Origin of the sequence: Flexivirga caeni (assembly GCF_003724155.1) — a bacterium.
Lineage (GTDB): Bacteria > Actinomycetota > Actinomycetes > Actinomycetales > Dermatophilaceae > Flexivirga > Flexivirga caeni.
In genome coordinates this window covers 30,553-54,558 of the sequence record NZ_RJJQ01000001.1, presented here as the reverse complement: position 1 = coordinate 54,558, position 24,006 = coordinate 30,553, and the positions used below count along the sequence as shown (strand labels likewise).

At 67.0% G+C, this 24,006-nt stretch carries 20 protein-coding genes; 8 read left to right on the top strand and 12 right to left on the bottom strand.

Annotation, left to right across the window (positions count from 1 at the left end; genetic code table 11):
- The first annotated feature begins 1 nt into the window (after window position 1).
- Window positions 2-832: a DUF3027 domain-containing protein gene (locus tag EFY87_RS00235; RefSeq protein ID WP_123269314.1), complete on the top strand. Its 831-nt coding sequence runs from the start codon at window positions 2-4 to the stop codon at window positions 830-832.
- Window positions 833-1,046: 214 nt separating this feature from the next.
- On the opposite strand, the gene zwf is transcribed toward EFY87_RS00235, so the two are convergent.
- Complete coding sequence (gene zwf / locus EFY87_RS00230; RefSeq protein WP_123269313.1) at window positions 1,047-2,489, bottom strand: glucose-6-phosphate dehydrogenase; 1,443 nt, start codon at window positions 2,487-2,489, stop codon at window positions 1,047-1,049.
- Window positions 2,490-2,559: 70 nt separating this feature from the next.
- Window positions 2,560-2,805 (bottom strand): DUF2530 domain-containing protein, encoded by a 246-nt coding sequence (locus tag EFY87_RS00225; RefSeq protein WP_245988253.1) that lies wholly within the window; start codon window positions 2,803-2,805, stop codon window positions 2,560-2,562.
- Between the two features lie 54 nt (window positions 2,806-2,859).
- On the opposite strand from EFY87_RS00225, the gene EFY87_RS00220 reads away from it, so the two are divergent.
- Window positions 2,860-4,317: an NCS2 family permease gene (locus tag EFY87_RS00220; RefSeq protein ID WP_123269312.1), complete on the top strand. Its 1,458-nt coding sequence runs from the start codon at window positions 2,860-2,862 to the stop codon at window positions 4,315-4,317.
- A 54-nt stretch (window positions 4,318-4,371) separates the two neighbouring features.
- Here EFY87_RS00220 and EFY87_RS00215 read toward each other — a convergent pair whose 3' ends face one another.
- Both EFY87_RS00215 and EFY87_RS00210 read right to left on the bottom strand, forming a co-directional pair.
- Window positions 4,372-6,018: a DNA repair helicase XPB gene (locus EFY87_RS00215; RefSeq protein ID WP_123269311.1), complete on the bottom strand. Its 1,647-nt coding sequence runs from the start codon at window positions 6,016-6,018 to the stop codon at window positions 4,372-4,374.
- Between the two features lie 122 nt (window positions 6,019-6,140).
- The gene (locus EFY87_RS00210; protein ID WP_123269310.1) at window positions 6,141-6,680 is read right to left on the bottom strand and encodes a YbaK/EbsC family protein; all 540 of its coding nucleotides are present in this window, start codon (window positions 6,678-6,680) and stop codon (window positions 6,141-6,143) included.
- 154 nt (window positions 6,681-6,834) lie between these two features.
- Here EFY87_RS00210 and EFY87_RS00205 point away from each other — a divergent pair, with 154 nt between their 5' ends.
- Entirely contained in the window at window positions 6,835-8,781 is a 1,947-nt protein-coding gene (locus EFY87_RS00205) for a M13 family metallopeptidase (protein WP_123269309.1), read from the top strand.
- Window positions 8,782-8,896: 115 nt separating this feature from the next.
- The gene (locus EFY87_RS00200; RefSeq protein WP_123269308.1) at window positions 8,897-9,490 is read left to right on the top strand and encodes a GNAT family N-acetyltransferase; all 594 of its coding nucleotides are present in this window, start codon (window positions 8,897-8,899) and stop codon (window positions 9,488-9,490) included.
- A gap of 90 nt (window positions 9,491-9,580) precedes the next feature.
- Here EFY87_RS00200 and EFY87_RS00195 read toward each other — a convergent pair whose 3' ends face one another.
- The gene (locus tag EFY87_RS00195; protein WP_245988250.1) at window positions 9,581-11,416 is read right to left on the bottom strand and encodes a S53 family peptidase; all 1,836 of its coding nucleotides are present in this window, start codon (window positions 11,414-11,416) and stop codon (window positions 9,581-9,583) included.
- A 436-nt stretch (window positions 11,417-11,852) separates the two neighbouring features.
- On the bottom strand, window positions 11,853-14,054 hold the full coding sequence (locus EFY87_RS00190) for a helicase-associated domain-containing protein (RefSeq protein WP_123269306.1): 2,202 nt from the start codon (window positions 14,052-14,054) through the stop codon (window positions 11,853-11,855).
- A 121-nt stretch (window positions 14,055-14,175) separates the two neighbouring features.
- Here EFY87_RS00190 and EFY87_RS00185 point away from each other — a divergent pair, with 121 nt between their 5' ends.
- The 4 genes from EFY87_RS00185 to EFY87_RS00170 are packed head-to-tail and all read left to right on the top strand — an operon-like array spanning window position 14,176 to window position 17,988.
- On the top strand, window positions 14,176-14,496 hold the full coding sequence (locus tag EFY87_RS00185; protein ID WP_148043184.1) for a hypothetical protein: 321 nt from the start codon (window positions 14,176-14,178) through the stop codon (window positions 14,494-14,496).
- Between the two features lie 39 nt (window positions 14,497-14,535).
- On the top strand, window positions 14,536-15,372 hold the full coding sequence (locus EFY87_RS00180) for a hypothetical protein (RefSeq protein WP_123269304.1): 837 nt from the start codon (window positions 14,536-14,538) through the stop codon (window positions 15,370-15,372).
- 38 nt (window positions 15,373-15,410) lie between these two features.
- Window positions 15,411-17,045, top strand: coding sequence for an AMP-binding protein (locus tag EFY87_RS00175; protein ID WP_123269303.1), 1,635 nt, complete (start codon window positions 15,411-15,413; stop codon window positions 17,043-17,045).
- On the top strand, window positions 17,038-17,988 hold the full coding sequence (locus EFY87_RS00170; RefSeq protein WP_123269302.1) for an aldose 1-epimerase family protein: 951 nt from the start codon (window positions 17,038-17,040) through the stop codon (window positions 17,986-17,988). Before EFY87_RS00175 ends, EFY87_RS00170 begins: the two co-directional genes overlap by 8 nt.
- Here EFY87_RS00170 and EFY87_RS00165 read toward each other — a convergent pair.
- The 6 genes from EFY87_RS00165 to EFY87_RS00140 form a co-directional block, all read right to left on the bottom strand.
- Window positions 17,961-18,671, bottom strand: coding sequence for an ABC transporter ATP-binding protein (locus EFY87_RS00165; protein ID WP_123269301.1), 711 nt, complete (start codon window positions 18,669-18,671; stop codon window positions 17,961-17,963). The genes EFY87_RS00170 and EFY87_RS00165 overlap by 28 nt on opposite strands.
- Window positions 18,668-19,420: an ABC transporter ATP-binding protein gene (locus tag EFY87_RS00160; RefSeq protein WP_123269300.1), complete on the bottom strand. Its 753-nt coding sequence runs from the start codon at window positions 19,418-19,420 to the stop codon at window positions 18,668-18,670. The genes EFY87_RS00165 and EFY87_RS00160 overlap by 4 nt, the downstream gene beginning before the upstream one ends.
- Window positions 19,413-20,456, bottom strand: coding sequence for a branched-chain amino acid ABC transporter permease (locus EFY87_RS00155; protein ID WP_123269299.1), 1,044 nt, complete (start codon window positions 20,454-20,456; stop codon window positions 19,413-19,415). Before EFY87_RS00155 ends, EFY87_RS00160 begins: the two co-directional genes overlap by 8 nt.
- Window positions 20,453-21,328 (bottom strand): branched-chain amino acid ABC transporter permease, encoded by an 876-nt coding sequence (locus EFY87_RS00150; protein ID WP_123269298.1) that lies wholly within the window; start codon window positions 21,326-21,328, stop codon window positions 20,453-20,455. Before EFY87_RS00150 ends, EFY87_RS00155 begins: the two co-directional genes overlap by 4 nt.
- Before the next feature lie 40 nt (window positions 21,329-21,368).
- Window positions 21,369-22,634 carry an ABC transporter substrate-binding protein gene (locus tag EFY87_RS00145; protein ID WP_123269297.1) on the bottom strand — a complete coding sequence of 422 codons (1,266 nt, stop codon included), beginning with the start codon at window positions 22,632-22,634 and terminating at the stop codon, window positions 21,369-21,371.
- A 93-nt stretch (window positions 22,635-22,727) separates the two neighbouring features.
- On the bottom strand, window positions 22,728-23,963 hold the full coding sequence (locus EFY87_RS00140) for a PucR family transcriptional regulator (protein ID WP_123269296.1): 1,236 nt from the start codon (window positions 23,961-23,963) through the stop codon (window positions 22,728-22,730).
- Window positions 23,964-24,006 lie beyond the last annotated feature (43 nt).

Here is a 24,006-nt window from a genome sequence, read left to right as displayed (position 1 = left end):
CATGTCACCCACCAAGAAGTCCGCCGCCAAGGTGGCGAAGAAGCCCGCCAAGAAGACGGGCACGCGGAAAGTCACGGCGCAGAAGGCACCCGGCCGGGTCGCCGTCAAGGCGGACAAGGTGCTGCTGGACGGCGTCGCTCTCGCGCACGAGGCAGCCCTCGCCATCGCCGAACCCGGCGCGGTCGGGGACCACGCGGGCGCCGTCATGCTGGACGAGCGGCTGGCGATGCACTACTTCCAGTGCACCTCCCCGGGGTACGTCGGCTGGCACTGGGCCATTTCGGTCGCCCGCGCGCCGCGGCAGAAGTTCGCCACCGTCTGCGAGACCAACCTGCTGCCGACCGACGCCGCGATCCTGGCGCCCGAGTGGCTGCCGTATGTCGAGCGTCTTGCGCCCGGTGACATCGGTGCCGGCGACGAGCGGCCGTATGTCGCGGGTGACCCGCTGCTGGAGCAGGGATTCGAGGCGACCGGGGAAGAGGACGTCGACCAGGTCGCGTTCGTCGAGTTCGGACTCGGCCGGCCGCGGGTGCTGTCCGCGGAGGGTCGCGAGGCAGCCGCCCAGCGCTGGTATGACGGTGACGGTGGTCCTAGCTCCGAGGTGGCTCGCCAGGCGAAGGCACACTGCTCCTCGTGCGGGTTCTTCCTGCCGCTCCCGGGAGTGTTGCGTCAGCTCTTCGGCGTCTGCGCGGGTGAGTGGTCGCCGTCCGACGGGCGGGTCGTCTCGCTCGACCACGGATGCGGCGCGCACAGCGAAACCGACGCTCCCGCAACGCCTCCCGAGACTCTGGAGGCACCCGTTCTCGACGAGTTGGCACTCGACTTCACTTAGCCGGCGCTCCCGGACTACCTAACCTTCGACGGTCGAGGTTTGCGGACTTCGGCGCTGGGTCCGGCATACCTCGCTAGCCGTGGTGACGGGCCAGATCAACCCATCCGGACGCACAGCGGACGCCCGCGGAACGACGACCAGAGGGGGTGCAGGTGGCCAACGAACTTGTTCGTGGCCACCTGCACCCCCTCTGCGAGGAGTGCAGCGCAAAGACTCAGCTCGGCACGCGCCACTTGCGCTCGAAGGGCAGGCGCCAGGCGTTGGGTGCGACGAGTTGGTGGATCTGGTTGGGGCCCCAGGACCCGGGTGCGTAGGGGCGCACGGGCGGCGGGTTGTCCAGCAGTGGCTGGCTGATCTCCCACAGGCGCTCGATGCCGTCGGCGGTGGTGAAGAGCGTGTGGTCGCCGCGGACGGCGTCGTAGATGAGGCGCTCGTAGGCTTCGAGCACAGCCCCGGCCCAGTCGGTGTCCTGCACGGCGAACTGCATCGACACCTTGTCGAGGCGGAAGCCGGGTCCGGGGTGCTTTCCATAGAACGACAACGAAACTCGTGCTTCGTCGGCGAGGTCGAAGGTCAGGTGGTCAGGACCTTGCTGGCCGACGCCCGATCCGGCCGGGAACATCGACTTCGGTGGTTCCTTGAACGCGATGGAGATGATCCGCTGCCCTTCGGCGAGCTTCTTGCCGGTGCGTAGATAGAACGGGACTCCCGCCCAGCGCCAGTTGTCGATGCGGCATTTGAGCGCGACGAAGGTCTCGGTCTCCGACTCGAGGCTGACGCCCTTCTCGTCGCGGTAGCCCTGATATTGGCCCCGGACGACATCGGTGGGTTCGATCGGCAGCATCGACCGGAAGACCTTGTTCTTCTCCTCGGTGATCGAGGCCGGGTCCAGGGAGGTCGGCGGTTCCATTGCGGTGAATGCGAGCACCTGGAAGAGGTGCGTGACGACCATGTCCCGGTAGGAGCCGGTGCCCTCGTAGAAGGCGGCACGCCCTTCCAGCCCGAGCACTTCCGGGACGTCGATCTGCACGTGGTCGATGAAGTTGCGGTGCCAGATCGGCTCGAAGAGACCGTTGGCGAAACGGAACGCCAGGATGTTGAGCGCGGCCTCTTTCCCGAGGAAGTGGTCGATGCGATAGACCTGCTCCTCGTCGAAGACGGCGTGCACCGCCCCGTTCAGCTTGACCGCACTGGCCAGGTCGGTGCCGAACGGCTTCTCCATGATGACGCGGGAGTCCTTGACCAGGTCGGCGGCTTCGAGCGTCTGGATGACGTCGAGCGCCGCCTTCGGCGGGACGCTCAGGTAGTGCAGGCGCTGGATCGGCGGGGCCATGTCCTGCTCGGCCTCGGTCACCACATTGCGCAGCGCGGCCGGACCCGCCGAACCCGGCACGTAATAAAGGCGTTTCGCGAATGCGTTCCACACCTTGGTGTCCGTTGGGTGCTTCCCGAACTCGGTGACGGCGTCCTTCGCCCACGCGACGAACTCGTCGCGGGTGAGGTCCTCCAGCGAGGTCCCGATCACGCGCAGGTCGGCGAGCAAGTGGGTGTCGAAGAGGTGGAACAGTCCGGGCAGCAGCTTGCGGCGGGAGAGGTCTCCGGTCGCTCCGAAGAGCACGAAGGTTGTCGAATCCTGCAGGGCGGGATCAGAGGTCATGGGACAACTTTGTACCCTCGTGCCGCCTGCGCGGAAGTCGGCCCACCGGATGATGGGACGGTATGCCGCTTCAGGCGGCTGCGGCGTTGCCTCTTCCACGGCGCAGGTAGCCCCAGCCGATGCCGCCGAGCACTGCGCCTGCGACGCAGGTCCACGGCCACCAGTCGTGGCCGTCCCGGTGCAGCGCCGGTATGACGAGCGTGACGACCAGGGCGATCACCCACAGCGCGACGCCGATCTCGACCACGCGCAGGACGTCGATCTTCACCGGGAGCAGATCGTCGGCGTTCGGCTCCTCGGCCTCGGAATCGTTCACGCGGCTCAGCCTAATCGGGAGTCCTGCCTGCCATTTACCCCTACGCTCATCGCCATGACGACGCCAGCCATCGGTGCTAATGCTCTGGATCGCCATTTCAAGATCACCGCCCGCGGGTCCACGATCGGTCGCGAGATCCGTGGCGGGGTCGTGACGTTCTTCGCGATGGCCTACATCATCGTGCTCAACCCGTTGATCATCGGCACGGCCAAGGACGGTCACGGCCACTTCCTCGGTGGCGGCAGCGACCTGCACCTGGCGAAGATCGCCGCGGCGACCTCCCTGGTTGCCGGTGTCATGACGCTCCTGATGGGGTTCATCGCCAACTTCCCGTTGGCCATCGCAACCGGTCTGGGGCTCAACGGTTTTGTGACATTCTCGATTGCTGCGCTGCCCGGTATGACGTGGGCCGACGCCATGGGCCTGGTGGTGCTCGAAGGCATCGTGATGCTGGTGCTCGTGCTGTCCGGTTTCCGGGTCGCCGCGTTCCGCGCCCTGCCGCCGCCGATGAAGACGGCGATCAGCGTCGGCATCGGTTTGTTCATCACCTTCCTGGCGCTCTTCGAGTCGGGATTCGTGCGGCCCGGCTCGGGCACGCCGGTGCAGCTGGGCGTGAACGGCCAGCTGAAGGGCTGGCCGCTGCTGGTTTTCTGCGTCGGGTTGATCCTCGTGATCGTCCTGTACGTGCGAAAAATCAAGGGCGCCATACTGATTGCGATCCTGGCGACCACCGTGCTCGCGGTGGTCGTGCAGGCGATCGGCCATCAGGGAGCGCTCAGCACCAAGAACCCCACGGGGTGGGAGCTGAACGTCCCGAAGCTGCCGCACAGTTGGGTCGACACACCGGACTTCGGACTGATCGGGCATGTCAGCCTCTTCGGATCGTTCGGGCGGATCAGTGTCATCACCGCGCTGATGCTGATCTTCTCGCTGGTCCTCGCGGACTTTTTCGACACCATGGGCACGATGGTCGCGATCGGTGCGAAGGCGGACCTGCTTGACGCGGACGGCAACCCGGAGAACGCCCAGAAGGTCCTGGTTGTCGACTCCCTGGCCGCGGCGGCGGGCGGCCTGGGGTCGGTGAGCTCCAACACCGGTTTCATCGAGTCGTCGGCAGGTGTCAGTGAGGGCGCCCGCACCGGCCTCGCCGCGATCGTCACCGGCGTGCTCTTCCTGCTGTCGACGTTCCTGTCGCCACTGGTGAGTGTGGTGCCCTACGAGGCCGCTACTCCGGCGCTGGTCCTGGTGGGCTTTCTGATGATGCAGCAGGTCGGCGGCATCGACTGGCACGACTGGGACATCGCCATACCAGCGTTCCTGACGATCGTGGTGATGCCGTTCGCCTACTCGATCACCGTGGGCATCGGTGCCGGCTGCATCGCGTTCGTGGTCGTGAAGCTGGCTCGCGGTCGCGTGAAGCAGGTGCCGTCGCTGATGTGGCTCATTGCCACTCTCTTCCTGATCTATTTCGCGATCTCGCCCGTAGAGGCGGTGCTGCACCACATTTCCTGAGGTTGTGTGGCCCGTCGAGTGCTCGCGGTGCTGGCGTTCCTGCGGGGCTGAGTCTCAGTCGGGCACCGGCAGGTCGTCGGCGTCGACGATGCGATAGGCGTACCCCTGCTCGGCGAGGAACCGCTGCCGGTGGGCGGCGAACTCGGCGTCGACGGTGTCGCGGGTGACGATGGTGTAGAAGTGGGCGGTGCGGCCGTCGCCCTTGGGCCGCAGCACCCGGCCGAGACGCTGGGCCTCCTCCTGCCGGGAGCCGAACGTGCCGGAGACCTGGATCGCGACGCTCGCCTCGGGCAGGTCGATGGAGAAGTTGGCAACCTTGCTGACCACGAGCTTGTTGATCTCGCCGTCGCGGAACTGCTGAAACAGCTTCTGCCGCTGCGCAACTCGCGTTTCGCCGGTGATCAGGTCGGCACCCAGCCGCTCGGCCAGCGACTCGAGCTGGTCGAGATACTGGCCGATCACCAGGGTGGGCTGGCCGTCGTGCTGTCGCACGAGCTGCTCCACCACTGGCTCCTTCACCGGCGCGCAGGAGGCGAAGCGGTAGCGGTCGTCCGGCTCGGTGATCGCGTAGGCCATCCGGTCGCTGTCGGACAGCGTCACGCGCACCTCGACACAGTCGGCAGGCGCGATGTAACCCTGCGATTCGATGTCCTTCCAGGGGGCGTCATACCGCTTGGGGCCGATGAGACTGAACACGTCGGACTCCCGGCCGTCCTCGCGCACCAGCGTCGCGGTCAGGCCGAGCCGGCGCCGGGCCTGCAGATCGGCGGTCATCCGGAAGATCGGTGCTGGGAGGAGATGCACCTCGTCATACAGGATGAGACCCCAGTCGCGCGCGTCCAGCAGTTCGAGGTGTGGGAAGACGCCCTTGCGCTTGTGGGTGAGCACCTGGTAGGTCGCGATCGTGACCGGACGGATCTCCTTGCGGGCGCCGGAGTATTCGCCGATCTCGTCCTCGGTGAGCGTGGTGCGGGCGAGCAGTTCGTCCCGCCACTGCCGGGCGGAGACGGTGTTGGTGACCAGGATCAGGGTGGTCGCCTTCGCCTCGGCCATCGCGCCGGCCCCGACGAGCGTCTTGCCCGCGCCGCAGGGGAGGACGACGACGCCCGACCCGCCGTGCCAGAAGCCGTCGACGGCTTGTTGCTGGTATGGCCGCAGCGTCCACCCGTCCTGCACCAGCGCGATCGGGTGAGCCTCGCCGTCGACATACCCGGCGTCGTCCTCCGCCGGCCAGCCGATCTTGATCAGCTGCTGCTTGATCGCGCCGCGTTCTGAGGGGTGGACCAGCACTCGTGCGTCATCGAGACGCTCGCCGATCATCGGCGCAATCTTCTTGTGCCGCAACACTTCCGCGAGGACCGCGGTATCGGTGGTAGTCAGAATGAGGCGGCCGTCGTCGTCCTTGGTCAGCTGCAGGCGGCCGTAGCGGTCCATCGTCTCGGCGATGTCGATGAGCAGCGCGTTGGGCACGGGGTAGCGGCTGTAACGGATCAGCGCGTCGACCACTTGCTCGGCGTCGTGGCCTGCGGCCCGCGCGTTCCACAGGCCAAGCGGGGTCACGCGGTAGGTGTGCATGTGCTCCGGCGCGCGCTCCAACTCGGCGAACGGCGCGATCGCGCGCCGCGCCTCGGTCGCCTGGGGGTGGTCGACCTCCAGCAGCACGGTCTTGTCGCTCTGGACGATCAGTGGTCCGTCGGTCACGCAGGTGTCCCTTCGAGTCAGTGCCGGGGCGGGCGGGAAGCACCTGTGGCTCGCCCGCGGCGCCCAATCAACCGTAACGACCGGCGGGGCTCACTTCCTCCGGTGTGCCGCCAGGTGTCTGGTCAGCCGGCGAAGACGCCGACTTGCGCGGTGGGCAGGGCGGCGAGCTCTGTCGGAGGGACGAGGCACTTGCTGCGACGCAGCCCGGAGCCGATGACGACCGGCCCAGACGCATTCGCGACCTGCGCGTCGACCAGCACCGGCCAGTCGGCGGGCAGTCCGATCGGGGTGATCCCGCCATACTCCATCTCGCTCAGCCGGACGGCGTCGTCCATGGATGCGAAGGAGCACTTGCGCACGTCCAGAAACGTGCGCACCGCCTTGTTGACGTCGGCGCGGGTCGTCGCGAGTATGACGACCGCGGCATACCGCGTGAGTTCGCCGCGGCGGCCGGCAACCACCACGCAATTGGCGGAAAGCTCCGGCGCCGAGCCGTATGCCGCGCAGAACCCCGCCGTGTCGGCCAGCGTCGGGTCGATCTCGGCGACCTCCAGTCCCGGGACGGACGCGAGCACCGCGACCAGTGGCGCCGCCAGCAGGTCGGTGCGGTGCGCCGCTGAGTGCCAGTCGAGGGTGCCGCGCCCGTCGGGGGTGTCCGCCATGGGCTCACTGTAACGAGGGCAATCACCCGCTCCGGCGGGGTCCGGGCACGGCGGTGTCGCGTCGCGCGTTGCACAACCGACGCGACACAGGCCGCGCCGCCGCGTAGGTTGGCCAGCAGCCAGAGCTACGTCAGTTGATGAGGAGTGCACACAGATGAAGTCGGGTGTCATCACCGAAAATTTCGACACGAGCGTCCGTCCGCAGGACGACCTCTTTGGTCATGTCAACGGCACGTGGTTGCGAGAGACCGAAATCCCTTCGGACCGCGGACGGTACGGCACCTTCGACCGCCTGCGCGAGGCTGCGGAGGAGGCGGTGCATCACCTCATTGAGGAGGCCGCGGAGTCGAAGTCCGATCCGGGCACGCCGCGTCGGCAGGTCGGGGACCTCTTCACCTCGTTCATGGACACCGATCGCATCGAACAGCTCGGCGCCGGCGCGCTGGCCGACGAACTTGCGCTGATCGACTCGGTGCAGACGAGCTCGGACCTGGTGCGAGTGTGTGGACAGCTCAGCCGTCGCGGTGTCGACACCTTCGTCAGCTTCTATTCCATTGCGGATGCGAAGGATTCAGCACACAACATCCTTTACATCATGCAGGCGGGCATCGGTCTGCCTGACGAGTCCTACTACCGCGAGGACGAGCACGCGGAAGTTCGCGAGAAGTATGTCGGGCACATCGGACGACTGCTCGTGCTTGCCGGACTCGACGGCGGGCAGGCGGACACGATCATGGCGCTGGAGACGCGGATCGCGAAGTCGCACTGGGACCGGGTTGCCGCGCGCGACGCCGTCAAGACCTACAACAAGCTGTCCCGCGCCGAGCTGGATGAACTGACGCCGGGACTCGATTGGGACGCCTGGCTCGACGGCGTGGGCGCGGAAGAGCGCGTGCTCGACCCGGTGAACGTCGAGCACCCCTCGTTTCTCACCGGATTCGCTGAGGCGCTGCGTGACGAACCGGTGACGGCGTGGAAGTCCTGGCTCACCTGGCGTCTGGTGTCGGACCGGGCGCCATACCTCAACCAGGCGATGGTCGACGAGCGGTTCGACTTCGCGGGCCGCACGCTGTCCGGCATACCCGAGAACCGCGAACGCTGGAAGCGCGGTGTCGGCCTGGTCGAGATGCTCATCGGTGAGGCGGCCGGGCGGCTGTATGTCGAGAAGCATTTCCCGCCGCACGCCAAGGAACGGATGGAGAAGCTCGTCGCGAACCTCGTCGAGGCATATCGGCGCGACTTCGAGAACCTGCCCTGGATGAGCGAGACCACGCGCGCGAAGGCCCTGGAGAAGCTGGCCAAGTTCACCCCCAAGATCGGCTACCCGCAGGAGTGGAAGGACTACTCCCGCATCGAGATTCGCGAGGACGACCTGCTCGGCAACATTGCGGCGGCGAGTGCCTGGGAGGTCGACCGCATGCTCAGCCGGGTCGGTGACGAGGTGGACCGCGGCGAGTGGTTCATGACTCCGCAGACCGTCAACGCCTACTACATGCCGGTGATGAACGAGATCGTCTTTCCGGCCGCGATCCTGCAGCCGCCGTTCTTCGACGTCGACGCCGAGGATGCCGTCAACTACGGCGGCATCGGTGGCGTCATCGGGCACGAGATCGGCCATGGCTTCGACGACCAGGGTTCGCGGTATGACGGCGACGGCAATCTGGTCGACTGGTGGACCGACGACGATCGCGAACGCTTCGACGCGTTGTCGCAGAAGCTGATCGAGCAGTTCAACGGGTTGGAAGGTCGGGATGCCCCGGGCAACACGATCAACGGAGCCCTCACGATCGGCGAGAACATCGGCGACCTCGGTGGTCTCACGATCGGCTTCAAGGCGCTGCAGATCGCGCGGGAGACCCAGGCGTCGCCGGAGCTCGACGGGTTCACCCCCGAGCAGCGCTTCTTCCTCGGCTGGGCCCAGGTGTGGTGTGGCAAGGCACGCGAGGCGGAGGCGAAGCGGCTGCTGACGATTGACCCGCATTCGCCTGCCGACGCCCGCGCCAACGTCGCCCGCAATCTGCGTGAATTCGCAGCTGCCTTCGATGTCTCCGACCAGGACGGGATGTTCCTGGCCGTGGACGAGCAGGTCCGGATCTTCTGAACTGGGGACGTCTCCGGATCGAGAGGACCCAATCGGGAACCGAGCGGACCCCAAACCGCGGCCCGGATTGGGTCCGGTGGATGCGGATTGGGTCCTCTCGATCAGGAAGAAGACGATGAACCAGCCAGTGCTGCGCACGGAGCGCCTGCTCATGGTGCCGCTTGATGACGAGCATCTCGAACTGGAAGTCGCGCTCGACTCGGACGCGGAGGTGCTGCGCTACATCTGGGGGCGGGCGCGCACTCGCGACGAAGTGCTCGAATCGCATTCGGAACGCATGGAGTTGGGGTGTCGGATCGACGGGCTCGGGTATTGGGTGGCGTTCCGCCATACAGGTGAACCTGACTGCGTGCCAGGTGAGTTCGTCGGGTTGATGATGCTCCCGCCAGGGCACACGCAGCTGCGACCGGTCGACCCAGACGCCGCCGAACTCGGGTATCGCATCGCGCGGAGACACTGGCGGCAGGGTTATGCGAGCGAGGCATCCCGCGAGTTGCTGCGGCACGCGTTCGAGACCGTCGGCGTGCGGAAGGTTGTCGCGGACACCATGGCGGTGAACGCCGGGTCGCGGGCAGTAATGGAGAAGATCGGAATGCGTTATGTGCGAACGTATTTCGTGGACTTCGACGATCCGTTGCCGGGCACCGAGAAGGGCGAGGTGCTCTATGAGATCACCCACGAGGCATGGCTGGCCGAGCGGCCCCATTGAGCGGCACACATATGCATCGAGCGGCACACTCCGAGACCGTCTCGGAGTGTGCCGCTCAATGCGTTGGTGTACCGCTCAATCAGTAGTTCGTCACGACAGGTTTGCCGTCACGTTGTCCAGCACGAACGACGTCTGCAGCGAGTCGTCCTCCGTGCCGGTGAAAGTGATCTTGACCGTCTTGCCGGCAAACGCCGACAGGTTGACCGTGTGCAGCGTGTAACCGCTTGCCGCATTGACGTTGGAGTAGGTCGCCAGCTTCGTCGAACCGGCCTTCACCGTCAGCTTGTCGTATGCCGTCGGACCTGTCTCGTCGGTGTCGATGTGCAGGTAGTAGGACAGCTTCGCGGTGCAGCCGGACGGGATGGTGATGCTCTGCGACAGCGTGTCGGTGTGTGTCGTCCCGTAGCCGTCCAGCCAGGCGTCATACGACCCGGCATACGGCGGCTCGTCGGCGCCCCATTGTCCGATGATGTTGCTGTTGCTCTCGGTCCAGTTGGCCGCGCCCGACTCGAAGCCCGGGTTCTGCACGAGCTGCCCGGAGCACGTGCTGCCACCGCCGCCGCTCGCGGTGACCGTCCAGGGGAACGTTGCCGACGCCGTGGTGCCCGTTGCGTCGGTCGCGGTCACCGTGACCGAGTAGGTTCCAGCCTTCGTCGGCGTGCCGGAGACCAGGCCCGAGCTGCTGATCGACAGCCCGCTCGGCAGACCACTGGCGCTCCAGGTGTATGGCGAAGTGCCACCGCTCGCCGCGAGCTGCAGTGAGACGGCGGTGCCGCTCGCGCTGCTCTTGCTGCCCGGATTCGTCACTGTCACACCGGAAGTCGTGGGAGCACCGAAACCGGCGACCCCGTCCGGGGTGCCGTTGCCCGACGGTCCGTCCCAGCCGGTCCCCGCGTTGCACAGGACCGTGCCGCAGCTGCCGTTGCTGCCGCTGGTCACGTCGTTGAAGTCGGCTGTGTGCGAGTAGGACAGGTCGTTCCCGTAGGTCGAGTTGCCGGCTGCGCCCGCGAGAGCCGCGGTGGACGCGAGCAGCGGGGACGCGAGGCTGGTCCCGCCATACACGCTCCATCCGCTGCCACCATAGGTCTGGTAGACCGCGAGGCCGGTCGCCGGGTCAGCATCCATCGAGACGTCGGCCTCGGCGCGCTTGCTGCACCCGGTGCTGACGCCGCTCTGGAACGACGGCTTGGCCACGTATGCCGAACAACCCGAGCCGGTGCCTTCGGAAGAGCTTGTGTACCAGACAGATTCGGTCCATCCGCGGCTCGTGCCGCTCGCTCTGCTGAGCGAGGTGCCGCCGACAGCCGTCACGTACGCTGACGTTGCGGGGAACTCCGCGCCGTAGTCCGAGTCGCCGGTGCTGGCGGTGATGAAGACCCCGGCGTGCTTGTAGTAGCTCGAGTCCTCACTGTTGGTGGTGCTGTCCTCCGAGCCGCCGTAGCTGTTGGAGACGTACTTCGCGCCCTTGGCCACCGCGGTGTTCACGGCGGTGCCCAGGTCGGGCATGCTCGCCGAGTTCGCCTCGACCAGCATGATCTTGCACGCCGGGCACGCGGCGCTGACGGCATCCAGATCGAGCGAGATCTCGCCCGCCCACCCGGTGTTCGCGGTCGGGTAACTTCCTTGCGTACCGGACTGATTCAGCTTCGTGAAGCAGCCGTTCGCCGTCGTGCAGGCCGGCAGGCCGTACTGGCTGCGGTAGGTCGCGAGGTCCGACTCCGCGTTGGGGTCGTCATACGCATCGACAATCGCGACAGTGGTGCCCGAGCCGGCGGTGCTGCTGGGGAGGTTGTATGCCGACTGGATGTCGCTGGGGCCGTAACCGGACGGCGTTGCATTCGGGGTGACGGCATGCGGGACGATGCGGTTCGGCTCGACCGGGTTGGACTGTCGTAGTGCGAAACAGGTGGCCCAGCCCTCCCTCACCGACTGTGAACAGCTGTGCTGAACCTTGACGCCGGCCTTGATCGGTGTTCCGGAGACGGTCCCTGTGGAGGGTGCCCGGGTTGCCGAACGATGCGACTGGTGAGCCGCGCTGTGCAACGGGTGTGCGTATGCCATTCCGCCGGTCATGGCGAGTGGCAAGGCAGCGACCACACCCAGTAATGCGACGCCAGCGGCTCTTGGCCGCGGCCCACGTCGCGTTGATGACGACATAGGTGTCCTTTCAGATAACGTTCAGATGTGTCACAACTCAATAGTGATGACGGCCGAAACTACTGCCGAGCGCATTCATCGAGGGGCAAAGGTTTCGCAATGGTTTGGTCAAAGTTGCGCGCCGGGGCGTGATCGGCCCGCGAAGAGGTGGTCTACGCGGCCGTTCGTGGTGGTCGAATATGCCTGCGGCTGAAGGAGTTTGCGCCTACTCGGACGCGACCCCGGAGATGCGGTGGATGGAGAAGGTCCGTGTCTCGTCCCGCTCACCGACGGTCCCCGTGACCCGTCCGCCATCCACCTGTCGCGGGTGGAAGAGGGTGCGGTGCAACTCGCCGTGCACATCGGAGAAGCCGATCCAGACGGCCGCGCGATCAGCCGCGGCCTCCTGCAACAACGCCAGGGTCACGGTCGGATCGGTGGAGGGGATGCGGGGGCCCGAGCTGCGCGCCGATCGGGTGCCCGCAGCGATCTCGCCACGCCGCAGGTGGCCGATCACCTGGTCGATCGCGCCGTCACTGACCGAGTCGAGCGTCGGCGGCTGCGCAGTGCGTGGCACCGGTGCGCGCCGACGGTCGTCTCCGACCCGGACGACGTGACCATCCTGGCCCTCGGCGATCGGCGAATAGCCGTGCTGCCGCAGCATTTCCAGAACTGTTGCCGGGTGGGCGGGCGAGACGACCACCGTCGGTGCGATTCTGCGCAGCTGCAGCGCTGCGAGATAGCGGTCATTGGTCATTGCGTCGAGAGTCGCGACGTCGTCGTTGCGCAGGTAGCAGCCTGCGGTGCCCACCCGGGTCTGCCCGTGCCGGCGTGCGACATCCGAGATGAGGTATTCGAGGGGTTGCGGCACCGGAGTCGGGCTGGCGACCGTCAGCCGCTCCAACAACTCGCCGGCAGGCCGGCCGCCGTCGAGGGCGCGACGGATGCTTGCGTCCGTGAAGCGATAGACGGTGGCGCCCCCACGCGACTCGACTTCGGCGGACTCGCGCATGAGAGCGTCGAGGTCAGCGGTGAGCGGACCGGGCGCGACAGCCGTCAGATCCGCTTGCAACAGAAGGTGATCCACGGGCGCAGGCATGGCGCTTCGCATGGCCTCCGCAGGGTCGGCTCCGTCGACCAGGGCACGCCCGGCGGTGGAAAGGACGTCGCGTCCCGTGATGCCGAGCCAGGCTGCCTCGCGGAGTACATCGGCGGCGTGGGTTGGTGCGCCGGCAGGCAATCGCAACGGCCGGCGCCAACGCAGCACGGCGTCCACGTAGTCGACCGCCACCGGGACGTCCGGGTCCACATCCCGCAGGGCATGCAACACGTCCTGCCGGCGACCGCGCATCAGCGGCCATGCGGCGTCGGGGCCGAGCACGTTGATCGTGCCCTGCGTGGTGCCGGCGCCGGCGAGAAACGCGGCGCGGCCGGACGCCCACCATGCGGTCGCCAGTGCCGCCCATCGGTCGGCCGGGTCGCGGTCGGCCCACTCGTCATACGCGGCAGTGGGTAGCCAGCTCGGCTCGAAGTCGCCGTCGTTCGCGATCAGGCTCGCGGCATACGCCAACTCGGTGACGAATGCCGCGAGCCCGAGCTCGACACCGAGTGAGGTAGCGACGGTTCGGTGGTCCCGGACGCTGAGGCCGCCCGAGCGCAACACGCGAGGTGGGGCCGAGTCCCATTGCCGGACAACGGATTCGACGTGCCACAGGATGTCGAGTGCGGCACGGGCCGAGTCGGCGTCGGCGTCCTTGGCGACCTGCCCGCCATCCGGTGGCACCGGTGGCTCGATACCGTCCCGATAGAGTCGGCCGCCGCGCAGCGCGAGACCCACCTCGCGCGGAATGACGCCGTCATCGTCGGTGCGCACCAGCAGCCCGGCGGCGACCAGCTCGCTCAGCACGTCCGCCGCGGCAGGCCCGTCGAAACTCGCGCGCGGGTGCTCCCAGCGCAGTCGGTCGATCGCGGATTTGGCTGCGCCAGTGAGGCTTTCGTATGCCGTGAGTGCCTTCTCCGAGAGGTCGGGCACGCCCAACTCCCGGCTTGTCGGCCCGAGCCGCGCTGGTGCGGTGAGCACGTCGGCAACAGCTCGCGCGGGGCGACAGCCCTCAGGGCTGCGCCACAGCAGCGCCTGGTCCCACAAATCCCGGCAGATCGACTGCACGTGTCGCTTCGATGCACCCAGCAGCTCGGGCGCAGCGTCGACGTCCTTGACCAGCACGGCTTCCAGCACGCGGAGGTGGCCGGCGGACAACTGATCCAGTGCGCGCCGGACACTGGCGACGGTGCTCGCGCGCGCGGCGAGGGCAGTGAGGTCGGCAGGTGCCGGTCGGGTCAGGTCCGGGCGTGCACGAAGGAGCGTGCGCAGCTGATCATCGCTGCGCGCGCGGAGGTCGTCAGCAAAACTGCGTGCGGATCGCGGCACCGGTCAAGAATAGGTCCGGGCCAGAGCCTGGCGACGGCCTGTCAGGTTCTTCGGAGACCGGGCTGGGAGCGTCGCCGCCATCCGGGTGTCTGAGATGCGCCCGCGAGGAGAAGGAGGGCAGGTGAGCACTGCGAAGCCCGACCGCCGACGTCGGTGGCCGTGGATCGTGACCGGCGTGCTGCTCGTGCTGGTCGATCTGTTCTTCGGAGCCGTCCTAGTCGAGGTGGCGACCGGCAGCGCGCAGAAGGATGGTCGGGCAAGCGGTGTCGCGATCACCTGCGTGGTGTTGGCGCTGCTCAGCTGGCTGGCGTTCCTCTGCTTTCGCCGGGCCGTGCGTGGCGGGCAACAAGTCGTCCAGGTGTCGTCCGTGGCTTCGGCGCCGGCCACCGGTGTGTCGCGCGGCCGGCGTTTCACCGGCACCGCTCTGGCGATGGTGTTCTAGGCGGCGGCCCTGCTCATCCTGGCCGTCGAGATCACGGACATGGTGGGCGGCGACTTCTCGGGGGCGGGTGGCCTGTCCGGCGCAGCCGTGTGCGCGGCGCTCGGCACCGTCGGGCTGACCATGCGCCGGACCCCGGGCTCGGCCCAGCGAGCCGAGCTGCTCGCGGCGCGAAATCGTGCGCTGCGGGCCGCTTCGGCGAGGCTGCTGGACGGCTCGAGGACGCTCGGGGAACCGTCGTGGCTGCGCGTGCCGGTGGACCGTTCGGTCACCTACCGCGAGTCGATGAGCCAGGTGCCGTGGCGGTTGCTGGCGGGGTGTGTGCTGGCGGGTGTGGTGATCGTCTGGGGTACGACGCGGTTCGGCTGGGCGCTCTGGCTGCTGTTGCCCTTCGTCATCGTGATCGTCGTGGTCTTCGCGATCGCGCTGTTCGCGCCCTACGGCATCCGGCTGGCGGGTGGCACGCTGACCATCGGTGCCTTCGTCGTGCCGCGTGCCGGACGCGCGTGGAAGCGCCAGGAGATCCCGCTGGACGAGGTGCTGGTCTGGACCGTGTGTCACCGCCCCCGCCGGAGACGGATCCCGGTCCCGAGGTCGCCGTACCCGGACGGTGACATTCCGGTGCCACAGCTCGGCAAAGGGGTGGGCAACTGGGGCAACTTCACCGGCCCGGAAGTCGCGAACATCCTTGTGGTGCGGGTGGATCCGGCGCGTGTTCCCGCGGCTATGCCGGGTGCCGCGATCGTCGGCTACAGCGTCCGGGCCGCCAGTCAGGTCTTCGGCGACACAGGCACCTACATCATCGGCACGCACCGCGGCGACCGGCTGGCGCAGACGCTTGAACGTGCTATGCCGTCGCGCCGGACGCCGTTGACTTAATCTGAGGGGGACACACCGCCAGTCCCAGGAGGTCACCGATGGCAGAGAGTAGCCACCCGTCATACAGCAGCGGTACGTCGGACGTGCCACTGCTGGGGGACACGATCGGCGACAACCTGCGGCGCACGGCAGAGCGCTTCGCCGACCGGGAGGCGCTGGTCGATGTGCCGAGCGGTCGTCGGTGGACGTATGCCGAGTTCGACTCGGCCGTCGACGAGGTCGCGCGGAGCCTCATGTCGGCCGGCATCGACAAGGGCGACCGGGTCGGCATCTGGTCGCCCAACTGTCCGGAGTGGACGCTGGTGCAATATGCGACCGCGCGGATCGGCGCGATCATGGTGTGCGTCAATCCGGCCTACCGATCCCACGAATTGTCCTATGTCGTCAAGCAATCCGGCATGCGGATGCTCGTCAGCGCCGACAAGCACAAGACGTCCGACTACCGGTCGATGGTCGAGCAGGTGCGCGGGGAATGCCGCTCGTTGACCGACGTTGTCTACATCGGTGACCCCACCTGGGACGACCTGCTTGCTGGGGCGTCGCGCACCACTCCCGAACAGCTCACGCAGCGATCGGCAGGGCTCACCGCCGATGACCCCATCAACATCCAATACACCTCGGGCACAACGGGATTCCCCAAGGGTGCCACGCTCTCGCACCACAACATCCTCAACAACGGCTACTTCGTCGGCGAGCTCGTCAACTACACCGAGGAAGACCGCATCTGCCTGCCGGTGCCGTTTTACCACTGCTTCGGCATGGTCATGGGCAACTTGGGTGCTACTTCACACGGCAGCTGCATGGTCATCCCGGCACCCTCCTTCGAACCCGCCGCGACGCTGAAGGCCGTTGCGGCAGAACGCTGCACGTCGTTGTATGGCGTGCCGACGATGTTCATCGCGGAGCTGGCGCTGATGGACGCGGGCGAGCAGTTCGAGCTCGGCACGCTGCGCACCGGCATCATGGCTGGCTCGCCGTGCCCGGTCGAGGTGATGAAGCGAGTGATCGCCGAGATGAACATGAGCGAGGTCGCCATCTGCTACGGCATGACGGAGACCTCGCCGGTGTCGACGATGACCCGAGCCGACGACAACCTGGCCCGGCGGACGGAGACGACCGGGCGTGTCATGCCGCACCTCGAGGTCAAGATTGTCGACCCAGCAACGGGTTTGACCACTCCGCGCGGTGGCACCGGTGAGTTGTGCACGCGTGGCTACAGCGTGATGCTCGGCTACTGGGAGCAGCCGGACAAGACCGCCGAGGCGATCGACACCGCACGCTGGATGCACACCGGTGACCTCGCGACGATGGACGACGACGGCTACGTGAACGTCGTCGGCCGGATCAAGGACCTGGTCATCCGCGGCGGGGAGAACGTCTACCCGCGCGAGATCGAGGAGTTCCTCTACACCCATCCGAAGATCGCCGACGTGCAGGTGATCGGGGTGCCCGACGAAAAGTACGGCGAGGAGCTGATGGCGTGGATCATCATGCGATCCGGTGAGGACCCGCTGACCGCTGAGGACGTCCGGGAGTTCAGCGCCGGCAAACTGGCGCACTACAAGATCCCGCGCTACGTGCACGTCACCGAGGAGTTCCCGATGACCGTGACCGGCAAGATCCGCAAGGTCGAGATGCGCGAGGCCGCGACCCGGATACTTGGCAATGACTGAGGTGCCGGTCCTGCCGTCCGGGCAGCAATGGGAGATCGCGCACGGCGAGCAGCGGCTGACTGTCGTCGGGGTCGGCGGCGGCATCCGGTCGTATGAAGTGGGCGGTCGCCCCGTGCTGCACGGTTTCCCCGCCGACGCACCTGCGGACGCCGGCCGCGGGCAAGTGCTGATGCCGTGGCCCAATCGCATCGGCGACGGTAAGTACACCTTCGACGGCAAGGCACAGCAGCTGCCGCTGACCGAGCCCGCACGGCACAACGCCTCGCACGGGCTGGTGCGATGGGAGCAGTGGTCGCTCGCTGAACGCACGGATTCGACTGTCACCGTGCAGTTTCGGCTGATGCCGAGTCCGGGGTGGGGCGGCATACTCGACCTGAGCGTGCGTTACGAGCTGGGTGACGAAGGGCTGACGGTGACACCGTCCGCCACCAACGTCGGTGCTGTCGCGGTGCCGTTCGGTTTCGGCGCGCATCCCTACCTGACGACGGGTGAGAGCTCGGTCGATGAACTCACCCTGTCGCTCCCGGCGGACAACTGGCTGACCGTCGACGAGCGGTTGCTCCCGACTGGAGTGCGGCCGGTCGACGGCACCGGCTACGACTTCCGCACGGAGCGCCCGATCGCGCAGACCGCGCTCGACACCGCCTTCACCGGGCTGAAAGCAGACGCCGACGGGCGCTGGCGCATCCGGGTTGCGTCCGGCGATCGGTCGACGACGCTGTGGGCAGAGGCGGATTCGTTCCCGTATACCCAGCTGTTCACCGGCGACTCGTTGCCGGGCGGCCGGGCGCGCCATACCGGTGTCGCAGTGGAGCCGATGACCTGCCCGGCGAACGCGTTCGTCTCCGGCGAATCGCTCGTGATCCTGCAGCCTGGGGACAGCTGGTCGGCATCCTGGGGCATCCAGTGCGAGGCTCAGGCACTGGCCGCCACCCCGAGGTAGCGCTGGATCTCGGTGCTCTGTCGTAGTGATTCTGCGGACGCTTCGTGCCGGACGAGCCCCTTTTCGATGATGTAGCCGCGGTCGGCGTATTTCAGTGCGAACAAGGCGTTTTGTTCGGTGATCAGCACAGTGGTCCGCTCTTTTTTCAGGATGGCCAACCAGCGGCCGAGGTCGGCCACGATGGCCGGCGAGAGCCCCTCGGTGGGTTCGTCCAGTAGCAGGATCCGGGGCGCGCTGAGCAGCGCGCGCCCGAGTTTCAGCATCTGTTGCTCGCCGCCGGACAGGTGTCCCGCGCGACGGTTGCCGAGTTGCTGGAGTTTGGGGAAGGTCTCCAGGACCCGGTCCAGGGTCCACGCGTTCGGGCTGTCTTTGCCGCGTGTGGAGAGCGCGAGGTTCTGCCGCACGGTCAGTGAGGCGTAGGCTCGGCGGCCGCTGGGTACGAAGGCCATCCCGCGTCGGGCGATCTGGTGGGTCGGCATGCCGGTGATGTCGGTGTCGTCCAGTTCGACCGTGCCCCGGTGGGGTGCGGTCAGGCCGACGACGCTGCGCATGGTGGTCGTCTTGCCTGCGCCGTTGCGGCCCAGTAGCGCGACTGTCTCACCGTCGGCTACTTCGAGCGAGATGCCTTGCAGTACATGGCTTCTGCCGTAGTAGGTGTGTATGTCGTGCACGGTCAGCGTCATGCTTCGCTCCCCAGATAGATGGACATGACCTCGTCGTTGGCGCGTACTTCTGCGGCGGGGCCGTCGGCGATGACCTTGCCCTGGTGCATGACGGTCACCTCGTCGGAGATCCCGAAGACGGTGTCCATGTCGTGTTCGGACAGGATGACGGTCAGGCCCATGTCGCGGCTCAGGGCCCGGACCAGCGAGACCATCCGCTGGGACTCGAAGGGTGACATTCCGGCGGTGGGCTCGTCGAGCAGCAGCAGTCGTGGTTGGACCGCGAGGGCGAGCGCAACCTCAAGGGCGCGCTGGTCGCCGTGTGACAGGGTCTGGGACTCTTCGTCCGCGAATTCGGTCAGGCCGACCCGGTCGATCATGTCCATCGCCTCGCCGGTGAGGCGTGTATGAAACCAGCTGAACATGTCGCGGGTGCGGTGGTGCCGGCTGACCAGGGCTGCGCGGACCGACTCCAGCACGCTCATCCGGGGAAAGATGTTCGTGGTCTGGAACGCCTGGGCCAGCCCGAGGCGCGCGACCATGTCCGGTGGTTTCCCGCCGATCTGGGCACCGTCGAATTCCAGGGTTCCGGAGGTCGGCCGCAGGATGCCGGTCAGTAGCCGGAACAGGGTTGTCTTGCCGGCGCCGTTCGGACCGATCACCGAGTGGATGGTGCCCTCGGTGACCGTGAGGTCGACTTCGTCGACCGCGCGGAACCCGCCGAAGGCGCGGACCAGCCCGGTCGCGACCAGCAAGGCCTTCTCACTCATCGGATCCACCTTTGTTCAGCGAATTCCGCCACTGGGACCATTTGACCTTGGTCAGCGAACCGAGGACGCCATCCGGCCAGAACATGACGATCAGCAGCAGCACCCCGCCCAGGACAAGTTGCCAGTCGCTGACGTATCGCACCAGCTCGTCGTGGCCGAACTGGTAGATGAACGCGCCGAGCGCCGGACCCAGGAAGGTGCCCATGCCACCGATGACCGCCATGAAGATCGGCGTCCCGGAGCTGGTCCAGTCCAGCAGCTCGGGGTATGCCGACTGGCTGTAGACCACGAACATCGCGCCGGCGAGGCCGCAGAAGAAGCCAGAGACGACGAACACGATCAGCTGGTGCCGGTAGACATTCACGCCCAGAGCCTGTGCGCGCCCCCTGTTCTCGCGGATCGCCCGGGTCACTAGGCCGAACGGCGATCGCGTTACCTTCCACATCAGCAGCAGGCTGACCACGGTGACCGCGAGCAAGAAGAGATATCCCTTGATGGGGTCGGTCAGCACGCTCGGGACGAACGGTCCGAACACCCCGTTCGCGCCCTGGGTGAAGTCGTACCGCGACTCGGCCAGCTGGTAAGCCAGTTCGGAGAAGGCCAGGGTGGACAGCGCGAAGTAGAGCCGGCGGGCCCGCAGCGCGACCAGTCCGACAGGTATGGCGACGAGCGCGCTGACCACAGGCGCGAGGAAGAACGTCAGCCAGAACGACAGATGCCAGTGCAACCAGCCGAGTCCGACCGTGTACGCGCCGATCCCGTAGAAGACCGCCTGGCCGAAGCTGACCAGACCGGCCTGCCCCAGGAGCAGGTTGGTGGCAGTGGCGAAGACCACCAGCGCCAGCACCTCCTCGAGGGTCGTGAGCGTGTTGCCGCCGACGGCGAAGCCGAGCGCCACCATCAGGACGGTGAGCGCGACGGGCGTTGCGACGCTTCGAGCGAGCGACGACGAGCGCGCAGCCGCTCCGGCCCCGGTCGGCACTCGAGCTTCTTCCTGACTGGACGCGGTGGGAACCGGGGACTTGCCGCTGCTCATCGCTCCGTCTCCCCGAACAGGCCCCAGGGGCGGATTGCCAGTACCAGGATCATCAGGGCGTAGATGAACGTCGAAGCCCAGCTCGGCGTCCACACCGCGCCCAGCGTCTCCACGACACCGATGATCAGTGAGCCGATGGCGGCGCCCACAATGGAGCCCAGGCCACCGATCACGGCGACGATGAAGGCCGCCACAATGATCTCGGCGTCCATGCCGGGCTGCACCGCCTGCTCCGGAGCGATCACGACGCCGCTCAAGCCCGCGAGCATCGCGCCGAGCGCGAACACGCCGGTAAGGATCAGCGGCACGTTCGTTCCCGAGGCAGCCAGCACCTCCGGGTCGTCCACGACGGCCCGGACCCGCCAGCCCAGCTTGCTCCGGCTCATCAATGCCCACAGCCCGATGGCCACCAGCGCGGCCACACCGATCACGAAGAGGTCGTAGACCGGGACGGCGGCACCGCCGAACTGAAAGTGACCGTTGAGCGCGCTGGGGGCCTTGATGCTGCGGACACTCTTTCCCCACAACCGAAGCGCGATATCCGCGAAGATCAACAGCAGCGCGAAGGTGGCCAGCAACTGCGTCAGGTGCTCCCGCCGGTACAGCCGGCGCAGGACCAGCACCTCCACGAGCACACCCATCGCGGCAACGACCAGCGGGCAGATCACCAGGGAGACCCAGAACCCCGCACCGCCCAGGCGCGCGGCGAGCGTGGTGGCCAGGTAGGCGCCATACATGTAAAAGCTGCCATGAGCGATGTTGATCAGCCGCAACGCACCGAACACCAGGGTCAGCCCCGCCGCGACCATGAAGAGCGTGCTCGCCGTGGTGAGGATACCGATCAGGTTAGTGATGATGGACGACTCACTCATGCGGCTCCCTCGGCGGTTCGGCCGTCGTGGGCTGGTCGCGTCACTTCTGCAGCGCCTTGACTTCGGAGCAGGTCAGCGAGATGTCCTTGAACGGCGCGGTGAAGCCGTCGTTGTAGAGATGTATGCCGAACTTCGGGTCCGCGGTGCCGCTGATCGTTCCGACATACTCCGGCACCTCCGACTGGTGGTCGCAGGCGCGGACCGTCATCGAGCCGATGATCGTCGGCACCGATGCGCCTGGGAGCTCCTTGATCACCTTGGCCGAGTCAAAGCTCCCGGCCTTCTTCACGGCATACGCCCACTCCTGCGCGGCGCTGTAGGCGAGTATCGCCCACTCCGTGGGGTATTTCCCGTACTTCGCCTTGAACTCCGAGACGAACTTGGTCATCTCGGGCGTCTTGATCTCCCAGAACGGCGCACGGTCGAAGCCGATCGCGCCGGCCGGCGCGCTGCTGCCGAGGGCCGCCAGCGGCGCGTACGCATACATCGCAATCACGGTGGTGTCCTTGAAGAAGCCGAACTGTGCCGCCTGCTTCGTGAAGGCGACCAGGTCACCTCCGTATTGCGCGTTGAACACATACTGCGGATGGGCCGAGACCAGCGCCGACAGGTAGGAGCTGATGTTGCTCGCGCCGAGCGGAGGGAACTCCTGCTTGACCAGCTTGTAGTTCACGTGCAGCGTCTTCAGCGCTTGCAGGAAACCGTCGACGGTATCGTGCCCGAAGCTGTAGTCGGGGGCGAAGGTTGCGATCGTGATCTGTTTGTTGCCAACCTTTTTCGCCAGGTAGTCGGCCACGGCACGTGGCTCCATCATGGTGTTCGGGACGTCCTGGAACGCGTATGGCGTGAAGGTCTTGGTCATCAGCCCGACGTCGTTGGAGGTGTGGAAGAAGATCGGGACCTTGTACTGCGCGGCGACCTGCTCCTGGGCGGCGGCCACCGCGCTGGAGACCGGGCCGAACAACGCCACGGCGTGGTTCTTCGTGATCATCGAGCGGGCTTCGGACGCTCCCGTCGCGGGCTGCGCGTTGTCGTCCGCGCTGACCACCTTGATCTTCTTGCCGAGCAGGCCGCCGGAGGCGTTCATGTCGGCTGCGGCCAGCTGCAGCCCTTGCAGCCCGGTCTGGCCGAGGTTGGCGATGGAACCGCTGAGCGACGTCGACTCGCCGATCGTGACCGAGCCGCCCCTACCGGAACCTCCGCCGCTGCCGTTGCCATCGCCGCTGGAGCCGCTGCTGCTGCACGCAGCAAGCGGACCGAGCAGGAGGGTTGCTGCCACCGCAATGGCGATGTTCTTGTGCATCATGATCTTTCGCCTCGTCTTCAGAAGGGTTGGAGGGTGTGCGGGATCGGCGCTGGACCGTCGTGTCGTCGGCAGCGCTGCGGGAACGGGAGTGTTCTACGGGGGGTTGTCGTCGGCCGTGTCGAGCACTTGGCGCAGCCGTATGGCGAGCAGCAGGTTGCCGGCCTGCCGACCGCCGTCCAGCCACGCGGGGAAGGAAGTCCGCAGTTCGCCGAGCCGGTATTTCACCGTGCTGACGTGCACCGACAGAGCGTCCGCGATGTCGCGTTGTCGCCCGCCGTGCACCAGGTATGCCTCGAGGGTCGGCAGCATCCAGGTCCGGTGTGACATGGCACCGAACGGCTCAAGCATGGTGTGCGCGAAGCGCCGGGCGCGCGCCGGGTCGCGCAGCATCTCGATCAGCGGCGCGAGCTCGAGGTAGTCGTAGACCCGGCGTGAGGTGGTGTCGGCCGCGCGACCGACATGGATCGCATCGGTCGCCTCGACGTAGCTGCTGCGTGAGTCCCGGCTGCTGTGGGCGCTGCCACCAAGACCTGCGGCGAGCGAGTCATCATGCTGGACAATGCTTTCCAGTTGTTTCCGCAGTGTGCTGCGGTGCATGGCCGAGGTCATCGGGACGGCTGCCACGACGCTGGTGTGGCGCACGGTCCACAGGGTTGCACCGGCGGATCGCTCGAGCGTGTGTCCGAGGGACTCCAGCTGGCTCAGATCTCGTTGGTTCGCCACCTCGACAACCGCGAGCGCGTGCGGCCGGCACAGTTCGGAGTGCCGGCTCTCCGCGTCCCCGGCGCTGGTCAGGATTGCGTTGAGCAACGCGGACCGGCCGTATTCGCGCTGTTGTGCGACCCGGTGGGACTCCTCCAGAAAGCACGCCTCGACCTGGGTGCAGAGCAAATCGCCGTAGTCGAGGACCCATGACGTCACCCGGTCGGCGGACTTGCGCAAGCTGGAGCACGCCCGCCAGTCCGGGCTCTCGGTCATCTGGGTCCACATGGAGCGCACGCCGAGCCGGTAGGCGCGCAGCAACGCGCTGAGGTCCATTCCCTGTGCGGCGCGGCGGCGGGCGCTGTCCTGGATGACAGCCATCAGGTCAGGGTCGGCGGGGCTGCCGCTGCGGAGCATGCGCATCCAGCACCGCACCAGCGCCGAGGACACCGAGTGCACGTCGGCCAGCATGCCCTGGTCGGTGATCGCCGCGTATTGCGGGATCTCCCGGACGTAGTCGCCGACCATGACTTCGGCGATCTCGTCGCTGTTCGGCTCGAGGTGGTCGGCGATCGCGACGAGAGCGCGCCGTGCGCCGGGCGGCAGCATGGAGTAAGTATCGATCATACGATCGAGCGCCGGCTCGGGAGCCGAATAGGAATGCAGGGCG